The following is a 25,876-nucleotide window of genomic DNA, read 5'->3' on the forward strand; positions in this document are numbered from 1 at the left end:
CTGCTCCTGAATTGGTTGGGGGACTCTGTGGCGGTGAGGGGTTATTGCGTGAGGCGGACGATTTCGGCGCCATAGTCGTCCGCGGTCCCCAGGATGTAGCCGCTGGCAAGCGAGACGTACTGAACAAAGCTTCCGATGATTCCCCGGCAGTTGTTATCGCATTTCACCGAGGCCGCAACGTCAGGGGGCTTGTTCTGGAACGAATGGGGCAGATTGTTGTTGCCGCTGAAGTTCCAGCCTTTGACCTTGAAGGCAGCGAAGGAGACGAGCTTGTAGCTGGCCCCGTTGCCGGTACCCGTCACCCGGTTGAACACCGGCAGCAGGGCAATCACGTCCTTGCCCGCGGTAATGTCCGCGGCCCACTGGAGCAGGACGCTGTCGCAGATGCTCGGGTAGCTGTTGCCAGGGGAGTTGCTGGCATCTCCGGCGTTGATGTTGATCAGACCGCCGCAAACCCCGGGGCTTCCCGTGAGCCAACCGAAGCCGCCCGGCACGGCGGCTCCGTCGGGCCCGTACATGCAGTCGGGGTTCGCGTCATCTCCGTGGCTCTGCAAGAGCTGCAAGGCCCCGTTGACGTGGTCCTTGACCTGGCACACGGAGAAGGTCAGGGGAAAAGGCATCGGGCCGGCCACCGGGCGGCCCCACTGCACGGTGGCACCGGCGGTTACTTCGGCGTCGTTAAAACCCAAGGCCCGGGCGAAGAAGAGCGATACCCGGTTGGGCGCCTTCCCTGCTTCCTGGGCGCCAGCTGTCACTTTGACCGTGCCGGCTGCCTTGTCGAGCACCAGGGACTGAACGCTGCTGGCTCCGTCACCGGCATTGTTGTTGGCCAGGCTGCGGGCGAGCGTGGACGTCGTCGCGCAATCGGGGTCGGTGACGTTGCGCGCGCACTTCTGGGCGATGGCGAACGCTGCCGCGTCGGCTCCGTTGCGCAGCTGGGTCCGCTCAGCGTAGAGCATGCCGACGTCGACGGCGAGGGCAGTGAACCCCAGCAGGGTCACCATGAGGATGGCGACCAGGACGCTGATGGCTCCGCGCTCGCCGTCCGCTCCCGCGGTTCCCTTCGCTAGCCGCCGCATAGCATGACTCCTTTGCCTTCCATCGGAAACGGACCGGCGATGCCTGTCATGGTGGAGAGGGTGTAGCTGATCGTGAATGTCACCTGCGCGCCGGTGGTACAGGCGGCAGGGCTGATGGTGATGTTGGCGTCCGTCAGCGTCGGTTGCAACGCGACGGCCGCATTCTTGGCCGCTGTGCGGGCGGCGGCGGTATCGCTGCCGATTGCCATGACCCGGACGCCTTCGCGGGCGGCGCTGGAAAGTGAGATCTGGACGTTGTAGGCCCGGCCAAATTCCATGATGCCCAGCAGCAGCAGGATCAGGACGGGCGCGAGGATCGCGAACTCCACCGCAACGGCGCCCCGTTCGGATGTCTTGGACATGGGGGACCGCCTTCCTGGTCGCGGCGGGCGTTGGCGCCGGAAACGGACAGAGTCGGGAAAGGCCGGAGCCTTCCCCAACCCTGTCCGGTCGATCGTGTGGCTGTGCTACTTGGAGCAGCTGCCGTCAGTCGCGGGCGCTACTGCTGCAGTGTAGGTGCCGCCCTTGACACTGCACTGGACGGAGCTGAAGGTCTCCTTCAAAGTTCCGCCGAGGAGGCCCACGGCAACGATGATGACGACGCCGATGAGGGAAACCATGATGCCGTATTCGACTGCGGTGGCACCACGCTGGTCGCGGCGAAGACTTGCTGCCAGATTGCTGAAAAAGGAACGCATGGGAGACTCCTGAGCGAGTTGGGCGGCTGGCCCTGCACCAGCACTGTGGGGAACTTACCGAAGATTACTTCGAGCAGGTACCGGGCGTCGTGACTGTGCCTACAGTGGTGGCTGCGGACATCGTGCCGCCCTTGACGCTGCACTGAACCGAGGTGAAGGTGTCCTTCAAGGTCCCGCCGAGGAGGCCAACGGCGACGATGATCACGACGGCGATGAGGGAAACCATGATGCCGTATTCGACTGCGGTGGCACCACGCTGGTCGCGGCGAAGACTTGCTGCCAGATTGCTGAAAAAGGAACGCATGGGAGACTCCTGAGCGAGTAGGGCGGCTGGCCCTGCACCAGCACTGAGGGAAACGTAGCAAGCGCCGACACGCCGACGATTGGACTTTGACGCATCCTGTGCCAAGACTTCCCAAACTGCACCTTCGCTGTACATTCCCTGCGCGGATCCTGCGTTTTGGCACAAGGAAGGACCCCCTCGGCTCTGGGTCCAAGGGGGTCCGGTCTATTTGACTTACCTGAGGTTCGGGCAAGCGGGGGGCGCCGCTAGCGCCAATACCGTTCAGTTAAGAGTCTGGATCCGGATGTGTGGGCTGTGCTCCGGTTGCGGCCATTCGCTGTGACGGGCGCGTTTGGCTGCCCATTTGAGGATTTTGCGTTTGACGACGCGGGGGTTGGAGCGTTTCCGGCGGGCCGGGTTCAGGCGCCGGAGGAGTTGGCGGACGGCATGCTGCCAGGCCGCGGCGGCGGTGTCAGGGTGCCGAGGGGGAAAAGGCGCCCTGCGCTGTGGAGCGGCGGGCGATGCGCAGGGCGGCGGTGAAGGAGATGCGGTCGGGGTCGTGCCCGCCGCGGGCGGCGGTGTCTGCCATGAGCGTGCGGATGGCGTAGTGGCAGCACAGGTGCCCCCAGATTTCCTGGTTGACCAGGTCCGGGGACTTGGAGCGCAGCACGGCCCGCGGTCCGCGCTGGTGGGTCTTGAGCTCGTCGAAAACGCTCTCGATCTCCCAGCGCTGGGCGTAGGCGGCCGCGAGATCTGCCGCGCCCGCTTCGGCCGGGTCCAGGATCGTGGTCAGCAGCCGGTATTCCTCGGGGTTTTCCCGCCCGTCCTCGATCGTGTAGTCGATCACGCGCACTCTCAGCGGCTCGGTCTTCGCCCGGTCCGTGCCGGAGGTCGGTCTGATCGTGGCCAGCCAGGACCCGTCGGGCAGGGTTTCCAGATACCGGGGGCGCAGGTTCGTCTTCACGCGCCAGAGCAGGTCCGCGCCCGTGCCGGCGGCCTGGCCCCAGAGCCGGAAGCCGTAGAAGCCGCGGTCGGCCAGGACCAGCATGCCCGGTTTCAGCCGCCCCGCGAGTTCCCGGGCCAGCTCGATCTCGGAGACAGCGCAGGGCCCGGTTTCGGCATCGATGACCGCGTGGGTGCCGCACTCGGCCAGTGCCACCAGCCGGGCCTGGGGGAAAGCGGACTGCTCGCCCCGGCTCGAGGCCGGACGGCTGAAGTGCTCCGCGTTCGCCGGCGTGTCGGGCACGTCCAGGCAGGTCCCGTCGATCGCGACCAGCCGCCGCCCTGCCAGCCAGGACCCCGGCGTGCCCGGCCCGGCCAAGGGACGCGCCACCCGGAAGAACAGCCCCCGCACCGGTTCCGCCCCGAGACGTGAGCGTGCCTGGAAGATCGCCGACTTCGACGGCGGCACGAACGACTCCGCCCATCCCGAGGACCACGACAGCCCGTCCGTGAGCTGCGCGAACACGTCCTCGTACGACCCCTCGGCGTATAACGCCATCCCGATCGAGAAATACGCCGTCACCCGCGCCGGCAACGCCCGGTGCCGCCGCTCCGTGCGCCCGGCCGCCGCGACCACCTCGTCCACCACATCGGCAGGAAACACCCGCGTCAACAGGCCCACCGACACCAGATCAGACAACCGGCGGCCGGACACGGGCTTTTTCCATCCAGAACGAGGCATACCCCGAGAATACCGCAGAAACCCTTAACTGAACAGTATTGCCGCTAGCGCTGGGACATAACGTCCATGATGCTTAGCACCGTGGGCCCTAGTACCACGATGAACAGCGTGGGAAGAATAGAGAAGATGAGCGGGAAGAGCATCTTGACCGGCATCTTCATGGCATGCTCTTCCGCGCGCTGACGCCTCTTGATACGCATGTCTTTGGCCTGTGATTCCAGGACCTTGGCGATGGCGATGCCGTATGCGTCGGCCTGGACCACAGCCCGAACGAAGGAGCGGACGTCAGGGACATCGACGCGCTGTGCCATGGCCAGATACGCCTCCTTGCGGGAGCGCCCCACCTGGATATCCTGCAAAGTCCTGATCAGTTCGTCGGCGAGGGGCCCCTTGCCGTTCTGGCCCGCCCGAGCCATGGCTATTTCAAAACCAAGACCAGCCTGGACGGAGATCAGCATCTGGTCCAGCGCGTTGGGGAGTTCGAGCTTGATCTCAGCCCGGCGCTTTTCGGCGTAGTTCCGAATGAGAATGTCCGGCACGAAGTAGGCCAGCGACGTGATTGTCAGCATCAGGGCAATTTTCATGGCCGAGGGATCCTCAGCCACAATAAGGATCCCCATCACGGCTCCGGCCAGTGCCAATAGGGGCTTGACCATGATGAGCCGACCCAAGGGCCAGGCCTTCGGACGACCGGCGCCGGCGAGTTGCTTGTCCAGCCAAGCTGCATAGCCTTGCGGCATCGCCTTTCTGGCAATGGACGCGATTTGTTCATTGGCGCTGAGGGCGGAAGCCCCGGCGCTGGGACGTTGGCCCAGATTAGACTGAATGTTCCTCAGCCCGGCGCGGTCACCGGTGAAGGCGAGCCACGTCATGACTGAGAGCGGGGCGATGACCGCCAGTATTGCGACATAAGCCATGGTTTGCACTGTTCTCTCCTGTCTCTCAGAACTTCGGCTTGATGAGCCGGCTGAGCCAGAAGCCGCCAACAGCCATGAGGACCAAAGCGGCAACAACCATCAGGTAACCAGGCAAAGTGGTCAGGAAGACCCTCGAGTAATAGGGGTTGAATAGTGTCAGCCCGACGAACATCACCACCGGCAGGCCCAAGAGGACCATGGCGGACATCCGCCCTTCAGCGCTGAGGGCTCTGATTTGACCGCGGATCTGGTTCCGGTCCCTGATGGTCTCGCCAACATGGTCCAGCACCTGCGCGAGATCCCCGCCGACTTCCCGGTGGATTTCGATAGCACGGGCAATCGAACCGAAGTCCTCGTTGTCAGTCCGGCGCGCCACATCGGCCAGTGATTCGCCGAGATCCCGGCCGATCCTGGTCTCGTTGACGACACGGTTCAGCTCCTCTGCCATGGGCGCTTCGTTTTCCTGGGCCGCGGCATCAACGGAGCGCAAGAGGCTGTGTCCGGCCCGGAGTCCGCCGGCGAACATCTGCAGAGTGTCCGGCACCTGTTCGTCGAATTTTTTCCTTCGCCGTGAGACAAGGACGTTCAGGAACAGGACCAATCCGACCGGTGCGAGAACCAGCATCAGCACCGCGAAGAATGGACCGCCCATCAAGAACCCCAAGACCGATGCAACGAATGTCGCGGACCCGGCCATGAGCAGATAGTCGCCCGGCTGTTTTTTCAGGCCGGCGTCTTCGAGTTTCTCCCTGCTGAGCAGTCCGGAACCGCGGCTCCGGAGACCTTTATTCAGGGTCTGCACTGCCTGGTCCGTGAGCTTGCTCAGACCCGATGCAGGGACACCTTGGGCTTGATCCGGCCGGCGCCGAGCCAGCGGCACAGCGGACCGGGACTTCAAGACAACAGTGAAGGTGATCGCCAACGCTGCGTAGACCAGAAGGAGCCCTGCGGCGAACGCGAGGGGTGAGAGTTCCGGAAGCACCGTTACCGCCCCCTAGCCGGTTGGGCGCCGAACACAGTTGCGGAGATGGGGATGCCCAGCTCGGCAAATCGGTCCGTGAACCGCGGCCGGACACCCGTGGGTACCGGTTTACCGAGGAACCGCCCATTGCTGTCCACGCCTGCCGAGTAGTCGAAGACGAACGCGTCTTGCAATGTGACGATGTCGCCTTCCATGCCTTGGACCTCGGTGATGTGGGTGACGCGGCGGGATCCGTCGCGGAGCCGGGAGATGTGGACGATCAGGTTTACTGCCGACGCCACCTGCTCTCGGACGGCCCGCAACGGCAGATCCATACCGGCCATCAGTACCAGGGTTTCGAGCCGGGCGATGGCGTCGCGGGGGGAGTTCGCATGGACAGTCGAGATGGAGCCGTCGTGGCCGGTGTTCATGGCCTGCAGCATGTCCAGGCACTCCCCGCCGCGCACCTCCCCCACCACAATCCTGTCCGGACGCATGCGTAGGGAGTTCCGCACAAGATCGCGGATGGAAACTTCGCCCTTTCCCTCGATGTTCTGCGGCCTGCTCTCCAGCCTGATCACGTGGTCCTGCTGCAGTTGAAGTTCCACGGCGTCCTCGATGGTGACGATCCGATCCGAGGCCGGGATGAAGGAAGAGAGCACATTCAACAGAGTGGTCTTTCCGGTGCCCGTTCCGCCGGAAACGATGATGTTCATCCGTGCGAGGACGCAGGCCTGCAATAGTTCCGCCATTTCCGGGGAAAGGCTTCCCATGGCGATCAGGTTTTTGACTGTGAGCGGGTCCCGCCCGAATTTCCGGATAGTCAGCGCCGGCCCGTTCACAGCCAAGGGCGGAATGATGGCGTTGACCCGCGATCCGTCGGCGAGCCGGGCGTCTACGAGCGGCGAGGACTCATCGATTCGCCGGCCCACATTGGACACGATTCTTTCAATGACCCGGCGGAGCGCATCATCCGAGGTGAACTTGGTGTCCGTCAGGTAAAGCTGGCCCTGGCGTTCCACGTAGATCTGGTCGAAGCGGTTGACCATGACCTCCGTAACAGCGGGATCGTCAAGGAACCGCTGGATGGGTCCATGACCCAGGACGTCATCCGTGATCTCGCGGATCAGCCGCTGGCGTTCGGGGCCCGAGAGGGGGATCTGTTCCTCCTCCAGGACGGCCTTCAACTCGTCCTTGACCGACTGGTGGAGCTCCGCCTCGCCGATGGACGAGTCGGTGATCCTGGAGCCCAGCCGCTCAAACAGTGCCTGGCTCGCCCGCTCTTTGAGTGCGTTAAGGGCTTCGCTGGCGATTGAGGCGGTCTGCTGGACCTCCACGACGTCGGATCGGGTTTCCGCAGCGGTTTTCGCTTCATGAATGCGGCCAAGGGTCGAGGGGGACTGGAAGACGTCGACTGGGGCCGCCTGCGCCTCCGGTGACTGTCCCGCTGGGGCGTCCCCGCGCAGTTGCAGGAATCGGTCTGTGAGGCTCACTGGAATACCGCCCTTCTGTGCAGTTGCTTGTGAGGTCTGGCTTCCCACTCAGGCTTGAACCGTTCCACCAATTGGCGAAGCCCTTTGGAAGCGGGGTCCCTGCTGCCGTCCTGGAGAACGGGAACCCCCTTGTTGGTGGAGAAGGGAAGGTTTTTGGAACGGGGAAGCACCACATCCACAGGAGCGCCGACGCTGGCTTCGACGTCCTTCAAGGTCAGGCCGGCACGCCGGTCGGCCATATTCAACACAATGTGGCGGTGTTCCGGGACCAGGCCGAGTTCCTCCAGGATCTGGAAACCTGTCCGCATTCCCCTGATACTGGGAACGTCCATTCCGCAGATCCAGACGGCGTCCGTGGCCCGCTCAAGCGTGGCTAGGACATGTTCGCCCAGACCGGGAGCCGTATCCACCACGACGTAGCGGAATTCCTGCTGGAGCTGGTCCAGCAGGTGCGAGACATGCGCGGCGGTGATCCTGTCCATTTCGATGGGAGTGCGCGGTGCGCACAGGGCGTAGATACCTGCCGGATGGACGGTCAGGTATGTCTTGAGGACCATGGAGTCCTGGCTGGCAGCGCCCATCACGGCATCGGTGATGGTAAATTCCGGCTCAAGGAGCAGCCCGCTGGCCACGTCACCGAACTGAAGATCGAGATCGACGATCACCACACTCATCGGCGACGTCTTGCCCAGCCCGACGGCGAGGTTGGTTGCCACCGTTGTTTTGCCGACCCCGCCCTTTGGCGACATCACGGCTATGATCCGGCCGCCCACACCATGGTCTGCGTGCTCGGACGCCTGTGGTGCCAGCCCGCGCCGCCGTCCGGCTGCCGCGAGGCTGGCCCGCTCCAGCATGACGCGGATGGTGTCAGCGTCGGCACCTGGATCCAGGAAATCCCGGACGCCGGCCCGCATTGCTTGTAGCACCGTTTCGGGGGTAGCAGCGGCAGCCAGGACCACGCTTATTTCCGGGTACTGGAGGTCCATCACCGACGCCAGCTTGAGGGAACCCTCCACGGGCAGTCCGGGGCCGAGAATCAGGACCTCCGGAGGCTCTCCCATCATCTGGCGCAGGATGTCAGCTGGACCCTCTGGTAGGTAGTCAGCTTGGAAGACGTGCAGGGTGCCGTGCATTCCGGTAACGGCCAGACGGACCAATCGCTCGAAATCGCTGGTCGGCGTGATCAGTACGAAGCGGCTCATCGGAACAACCTTGAGGTATCAACAAAGCCGGCGCTGGTCTCAAGGGCGTCGCCAGGTTCCCTGGACAGATACACCTTTCCGAACTCGGCCGCGAACACAATCCGCTCCGCATCGGCCGAGTTCCGGGCCAGCGTAATCAGGTACGTCCCGTCAGTCTGTGCCTTGCTGCTGGAGGTCGAGGAGGCCTGGCTTGTGCCGGACCCGGAATCCGAGGTTCCGGTCTGCGTCGCAGCGCCGTCGCTGAACTGGGCCGCGGTGACGAGCACCTTGTGGAAAGTCAGCTGCGTCTTGCTCGACTTGGTTCCTGCTTGTCCGTCCGCGCCTGCGGCGGCGGCTTCCTCCAATGAGAGGAAAACACCCACGGTGTCTCCGGCCTTCAGAGCGCCTCCAGCAACGCGCTCGATGGGAAGCTTCAGCGTGAGTTCCTGGAGTCCCGACGGGACCTGGACGCGTGACGGCCCAAGGAACGCGTTTTCCTCAACCATCCGTGATGACAGTAGCTGTTCTCCGGGCATCAGCGCGACCGCAGTGACCTTCGATCCCAGGGACGCGAGATCCGTGACGTTGTTCTCGGCAAGTGCGAGCTTGGGAACGGCCCTCCTGGTCACTGAACTTGCGATCGCATCCGTGGATGCTCCGGCCGGAATGGCCTTCTGAACGATGTAGACGTTTTCTGTTTCGGTGCTGGCCAATGCGCGTTTATCAGCATTCTGAACATAGGTGACCAGCAATACGGTTCCAATAATTGCCACAAGTAATGCGGCGATGCCCCCCAGTAGGCGTGTTTTCACCATAACCCCTTAGAAATTGTCTACTTAATTAACCGGATAATGACGGATCCGAGGTCCGGGCCGGTGCCCGAAGAGTCTCCTGCGGAATCAATGGATTCATATTTCACGAACTGGCCGATAATGCCGCGACAGCTTCCGGAGCATTCGTTGGCCGCACTGCCCACGTACGGCATGGTCTCCCGGAAGACCTTGGGCGTCCCGCCTCCGGAGAATGCCCAGCCGATGATTTTGAAAGTGGCGTAGCCCCGGATGTGGAACCAGCCGTGAATGCCTGTCCCGCCGGCGTCGTCGTAGACGGGAAAGGTTCCTTCCACGGTGCCGCCGGCCAGGATGGTGGTGCGCCAGGCTGTGAGGGTCGCATCGCAGCTGCCCGGGTAGTTGGCGCCGGTGTCCGTGGGGACGGTGTGGGCGGCATCTGTTGTGGCGGTGCAGGTCCCGGATTGGGCCAGCCAGCCGAAGCCGCCCGGAATGACGTGGCCCGAGGTGGAAGTGCACGTACCGCTGCCAGGCTGGTACTTGATCAGCTGGACGGCGCCGGTGACGGCTGCCCCCGAGAGATCGTACTGACAGTCAGAGATTGCCAAAGGGAAGGCAGTTGCCCCGCCAGGTGGGGCGATGGACGCAGTTGCGCCAGCCCTGACCGTAATAGGCGGAGCATTCAGCGCACTGGCGAACAACTTGGTGAGGAACCCTGCCCCATTACTGCCGTTAAGCGTGGATGTCGCCACTGTGACCTGGTTCGGGACTGACAGATCCACGGAATCGACGGTCGTGGCGCCGTCGTTGGAGTTGGGCCCCGTGAGTTCCCGCGCCCAGGTCAGGGCCTGCGAAACCGTGCAACTGCCGGCTGCGTGGCACTGTTGCGCGGCGGCCATGGCACCAGCATCTGCGGCATTCTGCAGCTGGGCACGCTCAGCGTAGATCTGCCCGGTGTCGACGGCCAACGCCCCTGCCCCGATGAGCACCAGCATCATCGCCGCCACCAGTACTCCGGCGGCGCCGCGTTCCTTGTCCGGAGTCGCGCTCAGCCGAAGCACCGCATGGCCCCCGTCCCTGAGACAGTAACGGAGGTGCCGAACAGCCCGGTCAAGGTATTGGCGGTATACGTGATCTGAACCCTTGCATTGCTGCCTGCCACGCAGGTTCCTGGCGTGAAGGCATAGGTGAAGCCGGCCGGGTCCAGCCCGGGCGCGCCGGCCACGGCGGCTGCTTGGGCCAGTCCTTGGTCGTTCTTAATGGCCATGGTCCGGGCTGCCTCCCGGGCGGCCTGCGTGACGGAAATCTGGAGATTGTAGGTGTACGAAAACTCCACGATGCCGACAACCAGGGAGAGCAGGATAGGTACAACGAGGGCAAATTCGACGGCGGCTGCGCCCCGCTCGCGCCCTTGCGCCCGGGATCCGGGCGCTCGTGAACTGCTGCGTATCATTGAATCCCCCAGGGATAGATGCAGCTAAAGAATGTAGAAGTGTGCCGCGTCCGCGCTTTGCGGACGCGGCACACCGGGTGTTGCTGAGACCTGAAGTGGTGTTACGAGACCTGGCGTCCGCCTACTTGTTCTTCCAACTGGCGACGGTGCCGCCGAGGGTTTCGAACCACTTGCTGAGGTCGTTGCCGAAGATGGTGGCGCCGCCAATGACCGCGAAGGCGATGAAGGCCACGAGCAGCGAGTATTCGGTGGCGGTTGCGCCCTTTTCCGATTCGAACTTGTTCTTCACGCCGGAGACAAAAGCGAGCATTGAGACCATGAGACCAGTCATTGTATTTTCCTTTTCCAGAGTTTGAGTATTGAACGAATTTCCAGCAAATCCCCTTTTGCTTATCTGCTGGAGTTCCGTTGGGACAACAATTGCACGGCGATTAACGGCCCGGCAATGACGCCGGATACTCGACTTTTTGGAGGGAAATTGGGGTCACCACGTGCTCGCAAATGGAGGTGTACTCAGTTCCACGTGGAGGGAAGCCCTCAATTACTTGGTTTAATAAGCAAGCTTGCTAATGAAGCCCGTGTGAAAGGTTGGCGGATCCTACGGAATCAGCAGAATGGCGGCGAGTCCGGCAGCCAGCATTGACGGCCCGTAGGCCACTTCCTTTGGCTTGTTTCCGCGGTCTTTCAGCAAAAGGACGAGCGATGTGATGCCGCCGGCTACGAACCCCAGGGCTCCGCCGTAGAACAAGTGGGACCAGCCTAGGTAGCCCAAGTACAGCCCGAGCGGCGCTGCGAGCTTCACATCACCCATTCCGAGGCCGTTTCGGCTGGTCAGGGCCAAAATCAGGTAAAAAACAAACAATATTACGGCGCCGGCGACGCCACGCAGCAGGTTTCCCGCAGTTTCGTGTGCTACTGCGGCGACGGCCAGCAGTAGGAGGCCAGTCCCAAATAGGGGGAGGACCAACCGGTTTGGTAGCAAATGGTGGACCAGGTCGATCCGCGCCAGCTGGACGCCGGCGACAGCCAGCACGACATACGCGGCAACTTCAGCAGAGGCTCCGAAGCGCCACGCCAGAAGTGACGTCAGCGCAAAGGTGGCGGCCGCCGTCGTGATTCTCTGCCCTATGGCGGGGGAGCCGGTCAGCCCGGGCAGCAGGCGCCGGACGAGCAGTTCGGCAAGCAGCCCCAGGCACAGGCCGGCGGCGCCGGTCCCGGCTATAAACAAGAGCGCGGACAGAAATGAAGCGGAGCCGGCGGGGTCGGACACGGTTCCTCCAGGGATGCGACGGGCCGGCGGCGGGCGGGATGCATCCGGACACCCCATTTTGACCCAGTGGCCCGTCTTCCGCTATTCTTGGTAGTCGTTGTGCGTGTCCTTTCTCGATGATGCGTGCCCGTATGAGAATCCGGTTGCAGGATAGCTACTCATCGTGCACATTCGGGACCATTAGGACTACTGGTTACATGGAGCCCTCACCTCTGTTCCGGTAGCGCATAGATAGTAGGTGCACCTCCGAGTGACGCCTAAAACAAGAACGCCAGAACAAGAACGAGGCAAACACCGTGCGTACGTACACCCCGAAGCCCGGCGATATCAACCGCCAGTGGCACGTCATTGACGCCACAGACGTTGTCCTTGGTCGTCTCGCGAGCCAGACCGCAATCCTGCTGCGCGGCAAGCACAAGGCCACCTTTGCGTCCCACATGGACATGGGCGACTTCGTCATCATCATCAACGCTGAAAAGGTTGCCCTCACCGGCGCCAAGCTGGAGCAGAAGCGGGCATACCGCCACTCCGGTTACCCGGGCGGCCTGACCTCCGTCACCTACGCGGAGCTGCTGGAATCCAACCCGGTCCGCGCTGTGGAGAAGGCCATCAAGGGCATGCTCCCGAAGAACTCCCTCGCTGCACAGCAGCTGGGCAAGCTGAAGGTCTACCGCGGTGCAGAGCACCCGCACGCCGCCCAGCAGCCCAAGACTTTCGAAATCACCCAGGTCGCCCAGTAGTCCTGGCCACCAACCAACTTTTTATCAAGGAGAATCGTGGCTCAGAACGAAGAACTGACCACCGAGGCCGTTGTGGCTGAGGAAAACCTGACCAGCTACACCTCGGAGAGCGGTCCTGCGGAAGCAGAAGCGCCCAAGAAGGAACGCCCGGCCCTCACGGTTGCCGGCGCAGCAGTTGGCCGTCGCAAGGAAGCCGTCGCACGCGTTCGCATCGTGCCCGGCACCGGCAAGTGGACCATCAACGGCCGCGAGCTGGCCAACTACTTCCCGAACAAGCTGCACCAGCAGGACGTCAACGAACCCTTCAAGATCCTCGATCTTGATGGCGCCTACGACGTCATGGCCCGTATCCACGGTGGCGGCATTTCCGGCCAGGCCGGCGCCCTGCGTCTCGGCATCGCCCGTTCATTGAACGAGATCGACACCGAGAACAACCGCGCCACCCTGAAGAAGGCCGGTTACCTTCGCCGTGACGCCCGCGTCATCGAGCGTAAGAAGGCTGGTCTCAAGAAGGCCCGTAAGGCTCAGCAGTACTCGAAGCGTTAATTCTGCTTCCAGGCGCATAACGCGCTTGCACGAAAGCCCGTTCCGCCCTCCGGCGGGGCGGGTTTTCGCCGTGCGGGCCGGATTCGCCCGGCTCATCGTCTAAACTTGACCCGATGTCTAGATTATTTGGAACTGATGGTGTCCGGGGCTTGGCGAACGGTCTGCTGACCGCCGAGCTCGCGTTGCAGCTGGCCCAGGCCGCCGCCGTCGTGCTTGGCCACGACCGCAATACCGGTGGAACCCGGCCCCGCGCCGTGGTTGCCCGGGACCCGCGCGCCAGCGGCGAGTTCCTGGCGGCTGCCGTCGAGGCCGGGCTGTCCAGCTCCGGGATCGACGTCTACGACGCCGGCGTGCTGCCCACCCCGGCCGCCGCGTACCTGGTGGCGGACCTGGACGCGGACTTTGGCGTGATGATCTCCGCCTCCCACAACCCCGCGCCTGACAACGGCATCAAGTTCTTCGCCCGCGGCGGCCAGAAGCTGCCGGACGACGTCGAGGACTCCATCGAGGAGCAGCTCGGCAAAGAACCGTTCCGACCGGTGGGCGGCGAAGTGGGGCGCATCCAGCGCTTCTCCGACGCCGAGGACCGTTACATCGTGCACCTGCTCGGGACGCTGCCGCACCGCTTGGACGGCCTGAAGGTTGTCCTCGACTGTGCCCACGGTGCCGCCAGCGGTTGTTCCCCGCACGTCTTCAAGGACGCGGGCGCGGATGTTGTTGTCATCGGCGCCGAACCGGACGGCCTCAACATCAATGAGGGCGTTGGTTCCACACACCTTGGCCCGCTGAAGCGTGCCGTCCTGGAACACGGCGCGGACCTCGGCATCGCCCACGACGGCGACGCCGACCGCTGCCTGGCGGTAGACCACGAGGGCAACGAGGTTGACGGCGACGAGATCATGGCCATCCTGGCCGTGGCGCTCAAGGCCTCCGGGAAGCTCAAGGACGATGTCCTGGTGGCCACCGTGATGAGCAACCTCGGCTTGAAGATTGCACTGCGCGGGGCCGGGATCAGCCTCCGCGAAACCGGGGTGGGCGACCGCTACGTGCTGGAGGAAATGCGCGACGGCGGCTACAACCTCGGCGGGGAGCAGTCCGGGCACGTGATCTTTGCCGACTACGCCACAACTGGCGACGGCGTCCTGACGGGTCTCCAGCTTGCGGCCCAGGTTGCCCTCACGGGACGGCCCCTCAAGGAGCTCGCAACGGTGATGACCAAGCTCCCGCAGGTGCTCATCAACGTCAAGGGCGTTGACCGCACCCGGGTTAGGGGCGACGAAGCCGTGGCTGCGGCCGTGTCCATTGCCGAAACCGAACTGGGCGACACCGGACGGGTCCTGCTGCGCCCCTCCGGCACCGAGCCGGTGGTGCGCGTGATGGTTGAGGCCGGTGACCAGGCGACCGCGCAGGACGTGGCAGAGCGCCTCGCGCAGGTGGTCCGGACCGAACTTGCCCTGGCGCTCGTGTCTGATTAGCCCGTCCGGAAAGACCCGCAAGCACAGAACGGCCCGCCTCCATCCGGAGGCGGGCCGTTCTGTCGTGACTAGTGCTGGCGTTGGTGCAGGGCGTCCCGGATTTCGGTGAGCAGGGCGATCTGGGGGTCTTCCGCAGCCTCTTCCTTGACGTCCTGGTTGATGCCCAGGCGGCGGTTGCGGCGTTCGATCATGTGGTTCATGGGCAGCACAATGACGAAATAGATGGCAGCTGCTACTAGGAGGAAGTTGACGATCGCCGTCAGCAGCACTCCGAACTTGATGTCGTTTCCGTTCAGGGTCACGACGGCGAAGCTGTCGAAGTTCGGCGAACCGACCAGGGCCGCGATGAACGGCATGAGGACACTCTGCACGAGGGCCGTGACCACGGCGCCAAAGGCGGCACCAACCACGACGGCGACGGCAAGGTCTACGACGTTGCCCTTCATGATGAAATTCTTGAATCCTGTGAGCATGAGTCCACGCTAGCCCAGTAGGGTGAACACGAGGTGACGCTGGTGCAATTTCCGGGCTCCGCGTCGGCGGCCGGCATGGTCCGCCGTTACAGGTAAGCCGGCGCAGCTTCGAGCCCGAAGTACTCCTCGAGCGTCGCGATCCCGCGGGTCAACATATCCGTTGCTGCCTCGGTGCCGATGTAGCGCAGGTGCCAGGGCTCGTAGTAGTAGCCGGTGATTTCGTGGAACATCCAGGGGTAGCGGACCACGAAGCCGAAACGGTGCGCGTTAGTCCCGGCCCACACGGCTGCCGGCTGCTCGGCGAAGCAGGGCTGGAAGCTGCAGGCGCCCCCGCCGTCGCCGATGTCGAAGGCCCAGCCCGTCTGGTGCTCAGAATAGCCCGGCCGGGCCGAGGCCGTGTCGGCCTCGGCCTGCCCCCGGGACTTCACGTAGCTGCCGTACGTGGCTGTCTGCGTCGCGAACGAGCGGTACCCGCTGGCCAGGGTCAACGTGACGCCCTCCGCCGCCGCGGCCGCGAACATCCTCTCCGCCGCTGCCGCCGTCGTGCTGTTCAGCAGGGCCGCTTCACCGGAGGTGGCCAGGCGGACTCCGGGCCGGACGAGGTCGGCCGGGACGAAGGCGGCGGGGGAGAGCGCCCGGTGCTTGTTGACGACCACCCAGGGACTCACGGGATCGGAGAGTGAATGTTGCGGTCCGGGCGCAGACGCCGACGGCGCGGGGGCGGCCACCGCCGTCGGCGTGCTGGCCGGAGGCGGTTCGGCCGTTGCGGAGGGCGATCCGGCCGCAGTGGAAGACGCCGTCGCGGCGGGTGCCGGCGTCGGCGTCGCCCTTGACGTGACGACGGCGGACGACGGCGGGGAGGCTGCGTCGGGAGTGCAAGCTGTCAGGGCCGCGAGGCCGGCGCCGGCCGCCAGGAAGCGGCTGAAGGCCCGCCGGCTCGGGGATCCCGGGCCTGCCGTCTGCCGCCCTGTCACATCACCGGCACCGTCGTGGCACATCTGTGCTAGACCTTCCTCAGCAGCATGCGCCGGATGGAATGATCCGCATCCTTGCTCAGGACCAGCTGTGCCCTGCCCCGGGTCGGGAGGACATTTTCCTCCAGATTGGGCTCGTTGATGCGCTTCCAGATATCGCGGGCGGTCTGTTCGGCCTCGGTGTCGGAGAGGGTGGCATACCGGTGGAAGTAGGATTCCGGCTGCGCGAAGGCGGTGGTCCGCAGCTTGCGGAAACGGTCCACATACCACTCCTCGATGAAGGACGTCTTGGCGTCGACATAGATGGAGAAGTCGAAGAAATCACTCAGTGCCAGGCCCTGCCGGCCGTCCTGCCGGGGTCGGGCCGGGGCCAGCACGTTCAGTCCCTCCACAATCAGCACGTCGGGGCGGCGGACCACCACTTCCTTGCCCGGGACGATGTCATACGTTACGTGGGAATACCAGGGGGCCCGGACTTCCTCGGCGCCGCTTTTGATCTCGCTCACGAAGCGGAGCAGGGCCCGGCGGTCATACGACTCCGGAAAGCCCTTGCGCTCCAACAACTGCCGGCGCTTGAGTTCGGCCAGCGGGTAGAGGAAGCCGTCCGTGGTGATGAGTTCCACGTTGGGCGTGCCCGGCCAGCGCCGGAGCATCTCCCGGAGCACACGGGCGATGGTGGACTTGCCCACCGCCACCGAACCGGCCACGCCGATCACGAACGGCGTGCGCTGGGTCTTCTCGCCGAGGAAGGTGGTGGTTGCCGCGTGCAGCTGGCCTGCAGCCTCGACATACAGGTGAAGGAGCCGGGACAGGGGAAGGTAGACCTCGCGCACTTCCTTCATATCGAGGGGATCGCCGAGGCCCCGCAGGCGGACCACGTCCTCAACATTCAGGGGCTGCTCCATCTGGGCAGCGAGCCGGGACCAGGTCTGCCGATCCAGCTCCACGAACGGGGAGACGCCGTCGCCGTTCGCTTCATTGCGTTGCAAAGTCACTATAGAGATTCTGCCCTTCACTCGGCCGAGAGCGAAATGGACAGGCCGGTACCGGCCCCGCCCATACGGGGCCGGGGTGGGGCTGCGCCGGGCCGCGCCCGGTACCTGGCGGGTCCGGCCGCGATTGTCCTACGTCCGCCGTCCCGGAAACCCGTTAGGCTTATGTCCATGTGTGGAATCGTTGGATATGTGGGCCACTCAGCTGGCCGGGTAAATACTGGACACAATGCCCTGGACGTTGTCCTTGAAGGATTGCGGCGCCTGGAGTACCGCGGCTATGACTCCGCGGGTATCGCTGTGGTGGCGGACGGAACGATTTCGTCACGCAAGAAGTCGGGCAAACTGAGCAACCTGATCGCGGAACTGGAGACCAACCCCCTGCCGGAGTCCCTGACCGGTATCGGCCACACCCGCTGGGCAACCCACGGCGGCCCGACGGACCAGAACGCGCACCCGCACCTGTCCGACGACGGGAAGCTGGCGCTGATCCACAACGGCATCATCGAGAACTTTGCCGAACTCAAACTGGGACTCGTGGGCAAGGGCGTGAAGTTCCTCTCCGAGACGGACACCGAAGTGGCGGCCGCCCTCCTGGGCGACATCTACCGGAACCAGCTCAACGGCGACATCTCCCAGGGCGGACTCACCAAGGCCATGCAGCTTGCCTGCCAGCGCCTCGACGGCGCCTTCACGCTGCTCGCCGTGCACGCTGACCAGCCCGACGTTGTGGTGGCCGCCCGCCGCAACTCACCGCTCGTCGTGGGCCTCGGCGACGGCGAGAACTTCCTCGGCTCCGACGTCTCCGGGTTCATCGACCACACCCGGCGGGCGGTGGAGCTGGGCCAGGACCAGATCGTCACCATCACCGCCGACTCCGTGCAGATCACGGACTTCTACGGTGCCCCCGCCGAAGGCAAGGAATACCAGGTCGACTGGGATCCGGCCTCGGCGGAAAAGGGCGGCTTCCCGTCCTTCATGGAAAAGGAAATCCACGACCAGCCCGATGCCGTGCTGCAGACACTCCTGGGCCGCTCCGACATCCACGGCAAACTGACGCTCGACGAGGTCCGGATCGATCCGCAGCTGCTCAAGAGCGTCGACAAGATCATCGTCCTGGCCTGCGGAACCTCCGCCTACGCCGGGCAGGTGGCGAAGTACGCGATCGAGCACTGGTGCCGGATCCCCACCGAGGTGGAACTCTCGCATGAATTCCGCTACCGGGACCCGATCGTCGACGAGAACACGCTGATCGTATCCATCTCCCAGTCCGGCGAGACCATGGACACCCTCATGGCCGTCCGCTACGCCAAGGAACAGGGCGCCAAAACGGTCTCCATCTGCAACACCAATGGCTCCACCATCCCGCGTGAATCGGATGCCGTGCTCTACACGCACGCCGGACCGGAGATCGCCGTGGCCTCCACCAAGTCATTCCTCGCACAGATCACGGCCGCCTACCTCTTGGGCCTGTATTTGGCACAGCTGCGCGGCAACAAATTCCAGGGCGAGATCAAGGACATCCTGGCGGACCTGGGCAAGATTCCGGCCAAGATCCAGCGGATCCTCGACAACGAGGGCCAGATCAAGGAACTCGGCCGGTCCATGGCCGACGCCAAGTCCGTGCTGTTCCTGGGCCGCCACGTCGGGTTCCCGGTAGCAATGGAAGGTGCCCTCAAGCTCAAGGAGCTCGCGTACATCCACGCTGAAGGATTTGCCGCCGGCGAGCTCAAGCACGGCCCGATCGCGCTGATCGAGGAGGGCCAGCCCGTCTTCGTGGTGGTCCCGTCACCCCGTGGCCGGGATTCGCTGCACGCGAAGGTCGTCTCCAACATCCAGGAAGTCCGGGCGCGGGGCGCCAAGACAATCGTGATCGCCGAAGAGGGAGACGAGGCGGTCAAGGCGTACGCCGAGCACGTCTTCTACATTCCGGAGACCCCCACGCTCCTGGCGCCGCTGCTCGCCACGGTCCCGCTGCAGATCTTCGCCCTCGCACTCGCCTCCGCCAAGGGCTATGACGTTGACCAGCCACGCAACCTTGCCAAGAGCGTAACCGTAGAATAGCCGCATGATTGTTGGCATTGGCGTAGACGTCGTAGACATTGAGCGGTTCGGCCGGCAGCTGGAGCGCACCCCCGGGCTGCGCGACAGGCTGTTCGTGCCTGCTGAGCGCGAACTAAACACGCGGTCCCTGGCCGCCCGGTTCGCGGCCAAGGAGGCAGTGGCCAAGGTACTCGGGGCTCCGGCCGGCATGAACTGGCAGGACTGCTGGATAGGACTGGACCAGAATGGTCCCACGGTCCAGGTCAAGGGCACAGTGCTCGCCGTGGCGGAGTCAAAGGGCGTCAAGCGCTGGCACCTTTCGATGAGCCACGACGGCGGGATCGCCACCGCGACGGTTATCGCTGAAGGCTGAGCACCACGGCCTGAGCAGAAACAGGACTTCCCCAGCGACTGCACCGCGAATGGACTAAAACCATGATCAGCGCCTACACCGGAACCCAGATACGAGAGGCCGAAAGGCCTTATCTCCAAGCAAGCCTGGGATCCGGTGCGGGCGCTGTTCTCATGCAGCGGGCCGCGTACGGCCTGGCCAACACGGCGATCCGCGAACTGCAAGCCCGCGGGCAGCGCCTCTACGGCGCCCGCGCGACGGTGCTCGCCGGCAAGGGCAACAACGGCGGCGACGGGCTCTTCGCCGCCGCACTTCTGGCCGGGCGGGGCATGCGGACGACGGCGCTGCTCACCGGCGGTGTTGCCCACGAGGCCGCGCTGGCGGCGTTCGAAAAAGCCGGTGGCCGGGCGGTGCGCCTGACCCCGGAAAACGTCATGGAACTGGCGGCGGCTGCCGCCGGCGCCGACGTCGTGATTGATGCCGTCCTCGGAACCGGAGCCCAAGGCGGGCTGCGGGGCCCGGCTGCGGAGCTAGTGGAGAAGCTGGGGCGTTTCCGCCCCGGGCTGGTGGTTGCCTGCGACATACCCAGCGGCGTCGACGCGGACACGGGAGAGGCGCACGCGCCCGTGCTGGCCGCCGACGTCACCGTGACGTTCGGCGCCGCCAAGGCCGGCCTGCTGGCCGACCCCGGAGCGGACTTCGCCGGCCGCGTACGGGTCATTCCCATCGGAATCGAGGCAGGGCTCCCGTGGCCGGCCCTGCGACGGCTTGAGGCCGAGGATCTTTCCGCCCTGCTGCCACGCCCGGAACGGCGGGCGCACAAGTACTCCAGGGGAGTGCTTGGGGTGGTCGCAGGCTCCGCCGCTTATCCCGGCGCCGCCGTGCTGGCCTGCCGGGGAGCCCTCGCCGCCGGTGTGGGCATGGTGCGCTATCTCGGGCCCCCCGACGTCGCGGATCTTGTCCGCCAGGCGTGCCCCGAGATTGTGTGCACCGCCGGAACCGTGACCGATACGCACGTCCAGGCCTGGCTCGTGGGCTCCGGGCTGGATGACTCCGATGAGCAGCAGCTGCAGCGCGCCCGCGACGCCGCAGACTCGGGCCTGCCGACGATTGCCGACGCCGGCGCGTTGCCGGCCCTGCCTGAGGTGCTGGCCCCGCAAGTGATCCTGACACCCCACGCCGGCGAACTGGCGGCATTGCTCCAGCGCCTCGGGGTTGCACTGGACCGCTCCGCGGTAGAAGCATCCACGCTCAGCGCGGTGCGGCGGGCTGCGGGTCTGACCGAAGCCACGGTGCTGCTCAAGGGAGCGACCACCCTCGTGGCCTCCCCCTTCCAGGACTTCTACAGCCAGGCCGAGGGCACGCCCTGGATCGCCACGGCAGGCAGCGGCGACGTCCTGGCAGGCGTCATCGGTGCACTGCTTGCCCAACTGGGCGCCGACGTCGGGCGCTTCGGTGAACGTGGCATCGATCCCGACGCAAGATGGGCTGCCATTGCGGCGATGGCCGCCAGCCTCCACGGCCGCGCCGGAGTCAGAGCGTCCGGCGGGGGACCGGTGACAGCCACGGCCATCGCCCATGCCGTCCCGGAGGTGCTCCGGGAGGTGTAACGCAGAGCGCAGGAAGAGCCCCGGCAGGGATGCTAACCCTACTTACAAGTAGTCTTTCTTGAGATTGTCCGCACGCACGAGGAGTACACATGGAAGTCTGGCCCGGAACGGCTTACCCCCTGGGAGCCACTTTTGACGGCACTGGCACCAATTTTGCCCTGTTCAGCGAACGCGCAGAAAAGGTGGAGCTCTGCCTCCTGGCTGATGACCTGACCGAAACCCGGATCGAGCTGACCGAGGTGGACGGCTATGTGTGGCACTGCTACCTGCCGCAGATCCAGCCGGGCCAGAAGTACGGCTACCGCGTCCATGGTCCGTACAAGCCGGAGAACGGAAACCGGTTCAACCCCAACAAGCTGCTGCTTGACCCGTACGCCAAGGCCATCCAGGGCCAGATCGACTGGGATCCGGCGCTCTTCTCCTACAACTTCGGAGATCCCGCATCCCGCAACGACGCCGACTCGGCCCAGCACACCATGCACGGCGTAGTCATCAATCCGTTCTTCGACTGGGACGGCGACCGCCAGCTGCGCATCCCGTACCACGAGTCGGTCATCTATGAAGCCCATGTCAAGGGCCTGACCGAGCTGCACCCGGAGATCCCGGACGAACAGCGCGGCACGTACGCCGGCGTATCCCACCCCGCCGTGATCGCGCACCTTAAAAAGCTCGGGATCACGGCGATCGAACTCATGCCCGTCCACCAGTTCATCAACGACGGCACCCTGATGGAGAAGGGCCTCAACAACTACTGGGGCTACAACACCATCGGCTTCTTCGCGCCGCAGAACACCTACAGCTCCTCCGGCGACGTCGGACACCAGGTCCAGGAGTTTAAGGCCATGGTGCGCGAGCTGCACAAGGCCGGCATCGAAGTGATCCTCGACGTGGTTTACAACCACACCGCGGAGGGCAACCACCTCGGCCCCACGCTGTCCTTCAAGGGCATCGACAACGCGGCGTACTACCGTCTGGTCGACGGCGACCTGAAGCACTACATGGACTACACCGGCACCGGAAACTCGCTCAACGTCCGTCACCCGCACTCCCTGCAGCTGCTCATGGACTCCCTGCGTTACTGGGTGACCGAAATGCACGTCGACGGCTTCCGCTTCGACCTCGCCTCCACCCTCGCCCGTGAGTTCTACGATGTGGACAAGCTGTCCACCTTCTTCGAACTCATCCAGCAGGACCCGATCGTCTCCCAGGTCAAGCTGATCGCCGAACCGTGGGACGTCGGCCCCGGCGGCTACCAGGTGGGAAACTTCCCGCCGCAGTGGACCGAGTGGAACGGCAAGTACCGCGACACGGTCCGCGACTTCTGGCGCGGCGAACCGTCAACCCTGGGCGAATTCGCCTCGCGGCTGACCGGTTCGGCAGACCTCTACGAGAGCTCTGCCCGCCGCCCGGTGGCCTCCATCAACTTCGTGACCGCCCACGACGGCTTCACCATGCGTGACCTCGTGTCCTACAACGAGAAGCACAACGACGCCAACGGCGAGGGCAACAACGACGGCGAATCGCACAACCGGTCCTGGAACTGCGGCGTGGAAGGCGACACCGACGACGACAACGTGCTGACGCTCCGTGCCCGCCAGCAGCGGAACTTCATCGCCACGCTGCTGCTCTCGCAGGGCGTTCCGATGCTCCTGCACGGCGACGAGCTGGGCCGCACCCAGCAGGGGAACAACAACACCTATTGCCAGGACTCCGAGCTGAGCTGGATGCACTGGGAAGCCATGGACCAGCCACTTGTGGAGTTCACGGCCGTCGTCAACAAGATCCGCCGCGAGCACCCCACGTTCCGGCGCAGCCGCTTCTTTGACGGCCGCCCGGTGCGCCGTGGCGAGGGCGAGAAGCTTCCGGACATCGTCTGGCTGAACACCGACGGCAAGGAAATGCTCCCCGAGGAGTGGGACAGCGGGTTCGGGCGGACCATCGGCGTGTTCTACAACGGCCTCGGCATCCAGGAACAGGATTCGCGCGGACGCCGGATCACCGATGACAGCTTCCTGCTGGCCTTCAACGCCCATGACGACAACGTGGACTTCCTTCTGCCGGCGGAGGAGTACGCGCCGTTCTGGGACCTTCTGGTGGACACCTCGGACCAGGGCGATACCGACCAGCCGCTCAAGGCCGGATCCGTGCTGAAGCTGGCGGCCAAGTCCCTCGTAGTGCTGCGCGCCTACTCGGGTCCGGAGGTGGAAGTGGACTACTCGGCCGCCGCGTCCCTGGCCGCCATGGCCGAGGCCTCGGAGGAGGAGGCTCCCGCGGAGGCTGCGGTGGCTGCTCCGGCTCCTGTGGAAGCTGCGCCCGCGGAGGCTGCTGCGGTGGGAGCTGCCCCCGCGGAGGCCTCTCCGGCGGAGGCTGCCCCCGCGGAGGCTGCTGCGGCGGCTCCCGCCCCGGCAAACGGAGCTTCCTCAAAGGGAAGCCCCGCCAAGGACCCGAAAGACCCCAAGGGCAGCCCAGCCAAGAAGCCGAGAGCCAAGAAGGGATCCGCTTCATGAGGACCCCCGTCTCGACCTACCGGCTGCAGATCCGGCCCGGCTTCACGCTCCAGGATGCCGCCGACACCGTGCCGTACCTGAAGTCGCTGGGCGTGGATTGGATCTACCTCTCGCCGATCCTGACGGCCGAGCAGGGCTCGGACCACGGCTACGACGTCACAGATCCCTCCGCCGTCGATCCTGACCGGGGCGGCCCCGAGGGGCTGCTGGCGGCATCCAAGGCCGCGCGGGAAGCCGGCATGGGCGTGCTCGTCGACATCGTGCCCAACCACGTCGGGGTCGCCACCCCGGCCCAGAACCCGTGGTGGTGGTCGCTCCTGAAGGAGGGCCGGCAGTCCCGCTACGCCCAGGCGTTCGACGTCGACTGGGACTTTGGCGGCGGACGCATCCGGATCCCCGTGCTGGGCGATGACTCGGACCTGGCTGCGCTGGAGATCCGCGACGGGGAACTGTGGTACTACGACCACCGCTTCCCCCTGGCCGAAGGCAGCTACGCCGAGGGCGATGACCCCCGCGAGGTCCACGACCGGCAGCACTACGAGCTGATCGGCTGGCGGCGCGCCGACAACGAGCTCAACTACCGCCGGTTCTTCGCCGTAAGCAGCCTGGCCGGCATCCGGGTGGAGCTCCCCGAGGTCTTCGACGAGGCCCACGAGGAAGTTGTGCGCTGGTTTCGTGAGGGGCTGGTTGACGGGCTCCGGATCGACCACCCGGACGGCCTCGCCGATCCGGAAGGCTACCTGCGCCGGCTGCGGGAGGTCACGGGCGGCAGCTACCTGCTGATCGAGAAAATCCTCGAGCCGGGGGAGGAGCTCCCGTCCGGCTTCGACTGCGAGGGCACCACCGGCTACGACGCCCTCGCGGACGTGGACCGGGTGTTTGTCGACGCCGGCGGCCAGGCAGCGCTCGATGCACTCGACACCGAGCTGCGCGGCGGCCAGCCCGCTGACTACGAGGACATGATCCGCGGGACCAAGCGCAGGATCACGGACGGGATCCTGCACTCGGAGATGCTCCGGCTGGCCCGCCTGATGCCGGCCGGGACGGAGCTCGCCGGCGGCGCAGCGGCCGACGCGCTGTCCGAGATCATCGCCGCGTTCCCGGTCTACCGCAGCTACCTGCCGGAGGGGGCCGGGATCCTCAAGGAAGCCTGCGAACTCGCCGTCCGCCGCCGGCCCGAGCTGGAGCCCGCGGTCCGGCGGCTGCTGCCCCTCCTGCTCGACGCCGGCCTTGCACCTGGTGCGGAGCTGGGACGCCGGTTCCAGCAGACCTCCGGCATGGTCATGGCCAAGGGGGTGGAGGACACCGCGTTCTTCCGCTACACCCGCCTCGGCACCCTGACCGAAGTCGGCGCCGACCCCACGGAATTCGCCGTCACACCGGAGGAATTCCACATCCGGATGGCGCGCCGCCAGGCCGAGCTGCCGCTGTCCATGACGACGCTCAGCACCCACGACACGAAGCGCAGCGAGGACACCCGCGCGCGGATCTCCGTGCTCGCCGAGCTGGCGCCGCACTGGAAGGCGTCCCTGGACCGGCTGCAGGAGCTGGCGCCCCTGCCGGACGGACCGCTGGCCAACCTGCTGTGGCAGGCTGTTGCCGGGGCATGGCCCGCGGACCGGGACCGGCTGCAGTCGTACGCCCGGAAAGCCGCCCGCGAGGCCGGAAACTCAACCAACTGGACGGACCCGGACCAGGCCTTCGAGGAGAAGCTGTCCGCCGCCGTCGACGCCGCGTTCGACAACGCCGGGGTGCGCGCGGAACTGGATTCCCTCGTGGCCCTGCTGGAACCCTACGGCGCCTCCAACTCGCTGGGGGCCAAGCTCGTGCAGCTCACCATGCCCGGGGTCCCGGACGTGTACCAGGGCACCGAATTCTGGGACCGCTCGCTGACCGACCCGGACAACCGGAGGCCGTTCGACTTCGGTGTGCGCCGCCGGGCGCTGGCAGCGCTCGACGCCGGTGAGCGGCCGGCGTCGTACCTGGACGACGCGGCGAAACTCCTTGTCACGTCCCGGGCGATGCGGCTGCGGCGGGACCGCCCGGAGCTGTTCACCGGCTACGCGCCGGTCACCGCCACGGGCGCCGCGGCCGGGCACCTGATCGCCTTCGACCGCGGCAGCGCGTCAGGAGCCGGTTCACGCCACGGGGTCGTGACCCTCGCCACCAGGCTTCCCCGCGGCCTGGAACAGCGGGGCGGCTGGCAGGACACCGCCGTCGAACTGGCCGCCGCCATGGCGGATGAGCTGACCGGCAACACCTTTGGCCCGGGCGCGGTGCACGTGGCCGATATCCTGCGCGACTATCCGGTCGCCCTGCTGGTGCCCGCCGCCTAAGCACTCCTTGAAGAACCGAAA

Annotated in this window: 25 protein-coding genes; 8 read left to right on the forward strand and 17 right to left on the reverse strand. The window is 65.3% G+C overall.

Annotated features, from left to right (window positions below):
- Positions 1 to 41: 41 nt before the first annotated feature.
- The 14 genes from ACQCSY_RS14530 to ACQCSY_RS14595 all read right to left on the reverse strand — a co-directional run bounded on the left by ACQCSY_RS14530 (position 42) and on the right by ACQCSY_RS14595 (position 11,807).
- Entirely contained in the window at positions 42 to 1,079 is a 1,038-nt protein-coding gene (locus ACQCSY_RS14530) for a pilus assembly protein TadG-related protein (RefSeq protein ID WP_427129809.1), read from the reverse strand.
- A complete protein-coding gene (locus ACQCSY_RS14535) occupies positions 1,067 to 1,441 on the reverse strand; it encodes a TadE/TadG family type IV pilus assembly protein (protein WP_427129810.1) in 375 nt (124 codons plus the stop codon). The genes ACQCSY_RS14530 and ACQCSY_RS14535 overlap by 13 nt, the downstream gene beginning before the upstream one ends.
- Before the next feature lie 105 nt (positions 1,442 to 1,546).
- Positions 1,547 to 1,777 carry a Flp family type IVb pilin gene (locus ACQCSY_RS14540; protein WP_427129812.1) on the reverse strand — a complete coding sequence of 77 codons (231 nt, stop codon included), beginning with the start codon at positions 1,775 to 1,777 and terminating at the stop codon, positions 1,547 to 1,549.
- A gap of 64 nt (positions 1,778 to 1,841) precedes the next feature.
- The gene (locus ACQCSY_RS14545; RefSeq protein ID WP_427129813.1) at positions 1,842 to 2,081 is read right to left on the reverse strand and encodes a Flp family type IVb pilin; all 240 of its coding nucleotides are present in this window, start codon (positions 2,079 to 2,081) and stop codon (positions 1,842 to 1,844) included.
- Between the two features lie 451 nt (positions 2,082 to 2,532).
- Positions 2,533 to 3,744 carry an IS4 family transposase gene (locus ACQCSY_RS14550; protein ID WP_427129815.1) on the reverse strand — a complete coding sequence of 404 codons (1,212 nt, stop codon included), beginning with the start codon at positions 3,742 to 3,744 and terminating at the stop codon, positions 2,533 to 2,535.
- 44 nt (positions 3,745 to 3,788) lie between these two features.
- Entirely contained in the window at positions 3,789 to 4,670 is an 882-nt protein-coding gene (locus ACQCSY_RS14555; RefSeq protein ID WP_427129816.1) for a type II secretion system F family protein, read from the reverse strand.
- Between the two features lie 16 nt (positions 4,671 to 4,686).
- Positions 4,687 to 5,643 carry a type II secretion system F family protein gene (locus ACQCSY_RS14560; RefSeq protein WP_427129817.1) on the reverse strand — a complete coding sequence of 319 codons (957 nt, stop codon included), beginning with the start codon at positions 5,641 to 5,643 and terminating at the stop codon, positions 4,687 to 4,689.
- Positions 5,644 to 5,645: 2 nt separating this feature from the next.
- Complete coding sequence (locus ACQCSY_RS14565; RefSeq protein WP_427135848.1) at positions 5,646 to 6,959, reverse strand: CpaF family protein; 1,314 nt, start codon at positions 6,957 to 6,959, stop codon at positions 5,646 to 5,648.
- Positions 6,960 to 7,111: 152 nt separating this feature from the next.
- The gene (locus ACQCSY_RS14570; RefSeq protein WP_427129819.1) at positions 7,112 to 8,317 is read right to left on the reverse strand and encodes an AAA family ATPase; all 1,206 of its coding nucleotides are present in this window, start codon (positions 8,315 to 8,317) and stop codon (positions 7,112 to 7,114) included.
- On the reverse strand, positions 8,314 to 9,009 hold the full coding sequence (locus ACQCSY_RS14575; RefSeq protein ID WP_427129821.1) for an RcpC/CpaB family pilus assembly protein: 696 nt from the start codon (positions 9,007 to 9,009) through the stop codon (positions 8,314 to 8,316). Before ACQCSY_RS14575 ends, ACQCSY_RS14570 begins: the two co-directional genes overlap by 4 nt.
- A 119-nt stretch (positions 9,010 to 9,128) precedes the next feature.
- Positions 9,129 to 10,145 carry a pilus assembly protein TadG-related protein gene (locus tag ACQCSY_RS14580; RefSeq protein WP_427129823.1) on the reverse strand — a complete coding sequence of 339 codons (1,017 nt, stop codon included), beginning with the start codon at positions 10,143 to 10,145 and terminating at the stop codon, positions 9,129 to 9,131.
- Positions 10,133 to 10,537: a TadE/TadG family type IV pilus assembly protein gene (locus tag ACQCSY_RS14585; protein ID WP_427129825.1), complete on the reverse strand. Its 405-nt coding sequence runs from the start codon at positions 10,535 to 10,537 to the stop codon at positions 10,133 to 10,135. The genes ACQCSY_RS14580 and ACQCSY_RS14585 overlap by 13 nt, the downstream gene beginning before the upstream one ends.
- Positions 10,538 to 10,658: 121 nt before the next feature.
- The gene (locus tag ACQCSY_RS14590) at positions 10,659 to 10,868 is read right to left on the reverse strand and encodes a Flp family type IVb pilin (protein ID WP_427129827.1); all 210 of its coding nucleotides are present in this window, start codon (positions 10,866 to 10,868) and stop codon (positions 10,659 to 10,661) included.
- A 267-nt stretch (positions 10,869 to 11,135) separates the two neighbouring features.
- Complete coding sequence (locus ACQCSY_RS14595; RefSeq protein WP_427129829.1) at positions 11,136 to 11,807, reverse strand: prepilin peptidase; 672 nt, start codon at positions 11,805 to 11,807, stop codon at positions 11,136 to 11,138.
- Positions 11,808 to 12,103: 296 nt separating this feature from the next.
- Between ACQCSY_RS14595 and rplM the strand changes: the two genes are divergently transcribed.
- The 3 genes from rplM to glmM all read left to right on the forward strand — a co-directional run bounded on the left by rplM (position 12,104) and on the right by glmM (position 14,568).
- Positions 12,104 to 12,547, forward strand: a complete 444-nt coding sequence (rplM, locus tag ACQCSY_RS14600; RefSeq protein ID WP_307080040.1) for a 50S ribosomal protein L13 — start codon at positions 12,104 to 12,106, stop codon at positions 12,545 to 12,547.
- Between the two features lie 36 nt (positions 12,548 to 12,583).
- Positions 12,584 to 13,093 (forward strand): 30S ribosomal protein S9, encoded by a 510-nt coding sequence (gene rpsI, locus ACQCSY_RS14605; protein WP_427129832.1) that lies wholly within the window; start codon positions 12,584 to 12,586, stop codon positions 13,091 to 13,093.
- A 113-nt stretch (positions 13,094 to 13,206) separates the two neighbouring features.
- Positions 13,207 to 14,568 carry a phosphoglucosamine mutase gene (gene glmM / locus ACQCSY_RS14610; RefSeq protein WP_427129834.1) on the forward strand — a complete coding sequence of 454 codons (1,362 nt, stop codon included), beginning with the start codon at positions 13,207 to 13,209 and terminating at the stop codon, positions 14,566 to 14,568.
- A 68-nt stretch (positions 14,569 to 14,636) separates the two neighbouring features.
- On the opposite strand, the gene mscL is transcribed toward glmM, so the two are convergent.
- From mscL to coaA, 3 genes are all read right to left on the reverse strand, one after another.
- Positions 14,637 to 15,041 (reverse strand): large conductance mechanosensitive channel protein MscL, encoded by a 405-nt coding sequence (gene mscL / locus ACQCSY_RS14615; protein ID WP_427129836.1) that lies wholly within the window; start codon positions 15,039 to 15,041, stop codon positions 14,637 to 14,639.
- A gap of 86 nt (positions 15,042 to 15,127) precedes the next feature.
- Entirely contained in the window at positions 15,128 to 16,039 is a 912-nt protein-coding gene (locus tag ACQCSY_RS14620; RefSeq protein ID WP_427129838.1) for a M15 family metallopeptidase, read from the reverse strand.
- Positions 16,040 to 16,044: 5 nt separating this feature from the next.
- Positions 16,045 to 17,010 carry a type I pantothenate kinase gene (gene coaA / locus ACQCSY_RS14625; protein ID WP_427129840.1) on the reverse strand — a complete coding sequence of 322 codons (966 nt, stop codon included), beginning with the start codon at positions 17,008 to 17,010 and terminating at the stop codon, positions 16,045 to 16,047.
- 168 nt (positions 17,011 to 17,178) lie between these two features.
- Between coaA and glmS the strand changes: the two genes are divergently transcribed.
- The 5 genes from glmS (at position 17,179) to treY (ending at position 25,855) form a co-directional block, all read left to right on the forward strand.
- On the forward strand, positions 17,179 to 19,071 hold the full coding sequence (gene glmS, locus ACQCSY_RS14630; protein WP_427129842.1) for a glutamine--fructose-6-phosphate transaminase (isomerizing): 1,893 nt from the start codon (positions 17,179 to 17,181) through the stop codon (positions 19,069 to 19,071).
- Positions 19,072 to 19,075: 4 nt separating this feature from the next.
- Complete coding sequence (locus tag ACQCSY_RS14635) at positions 19,076 to 19,423, forward strand: holo-ACP synthase (protein WP_024366340.1); 348 nt, start codon at positions 19,076 to 19,078, stop codon at positions 19,421 to 19,423.
- Between the two features lie 62 nt (positions 19,424 to 19,485).
- Positions 19,486 to 21,012 (forward strand): NAD(P)H-hydrate epimerase, encoded by a 1,527-nt coding sequence (locus ACQCSY_RS14640; protein ID WP_427129844.1) that lies wholly within the window; start codon positions 19,486 to 19,488, stop codon positions 21,010 to 21,012.
- Positions 21,013 to 21,101: 89 nt separating this feature from the next.
- Positions 21,102 to 23,519, forward strand: coding sequence for a glycogen debranching protein GlgX (gene glgX / locus ACQCSY_RS14645; protein WP_427129846.1), 2,418 nt, complete (start codon positions 21,102 to 21,104; stop codon positions 23,517 to 23,519).
- A complete protein-coding gene (gene treY, locus ACQCSY_RS14650; RefSeq protein ID WP_427129848.1) occupies positions 23,516 to 25,855 on the forward strand; it encodes a malto-oligosyltrehalose synthase in 2,340 nt (779 codons plus the stop codon). Before glgX ends, treY begins: the two co-directional genes overlap by 4 nt.
- Positions 25,856 to 25,876: the final 21 nt, after the last annotated feature.

This window comes from Pseudarthrobacter sp. S9 (genome assembly GCF_050156545.1).
Lineage (GTDB): Bacteria > Actinomycetota > Actinomycetes > Actinomycetales > Micrococcaceae > Arthrobacter.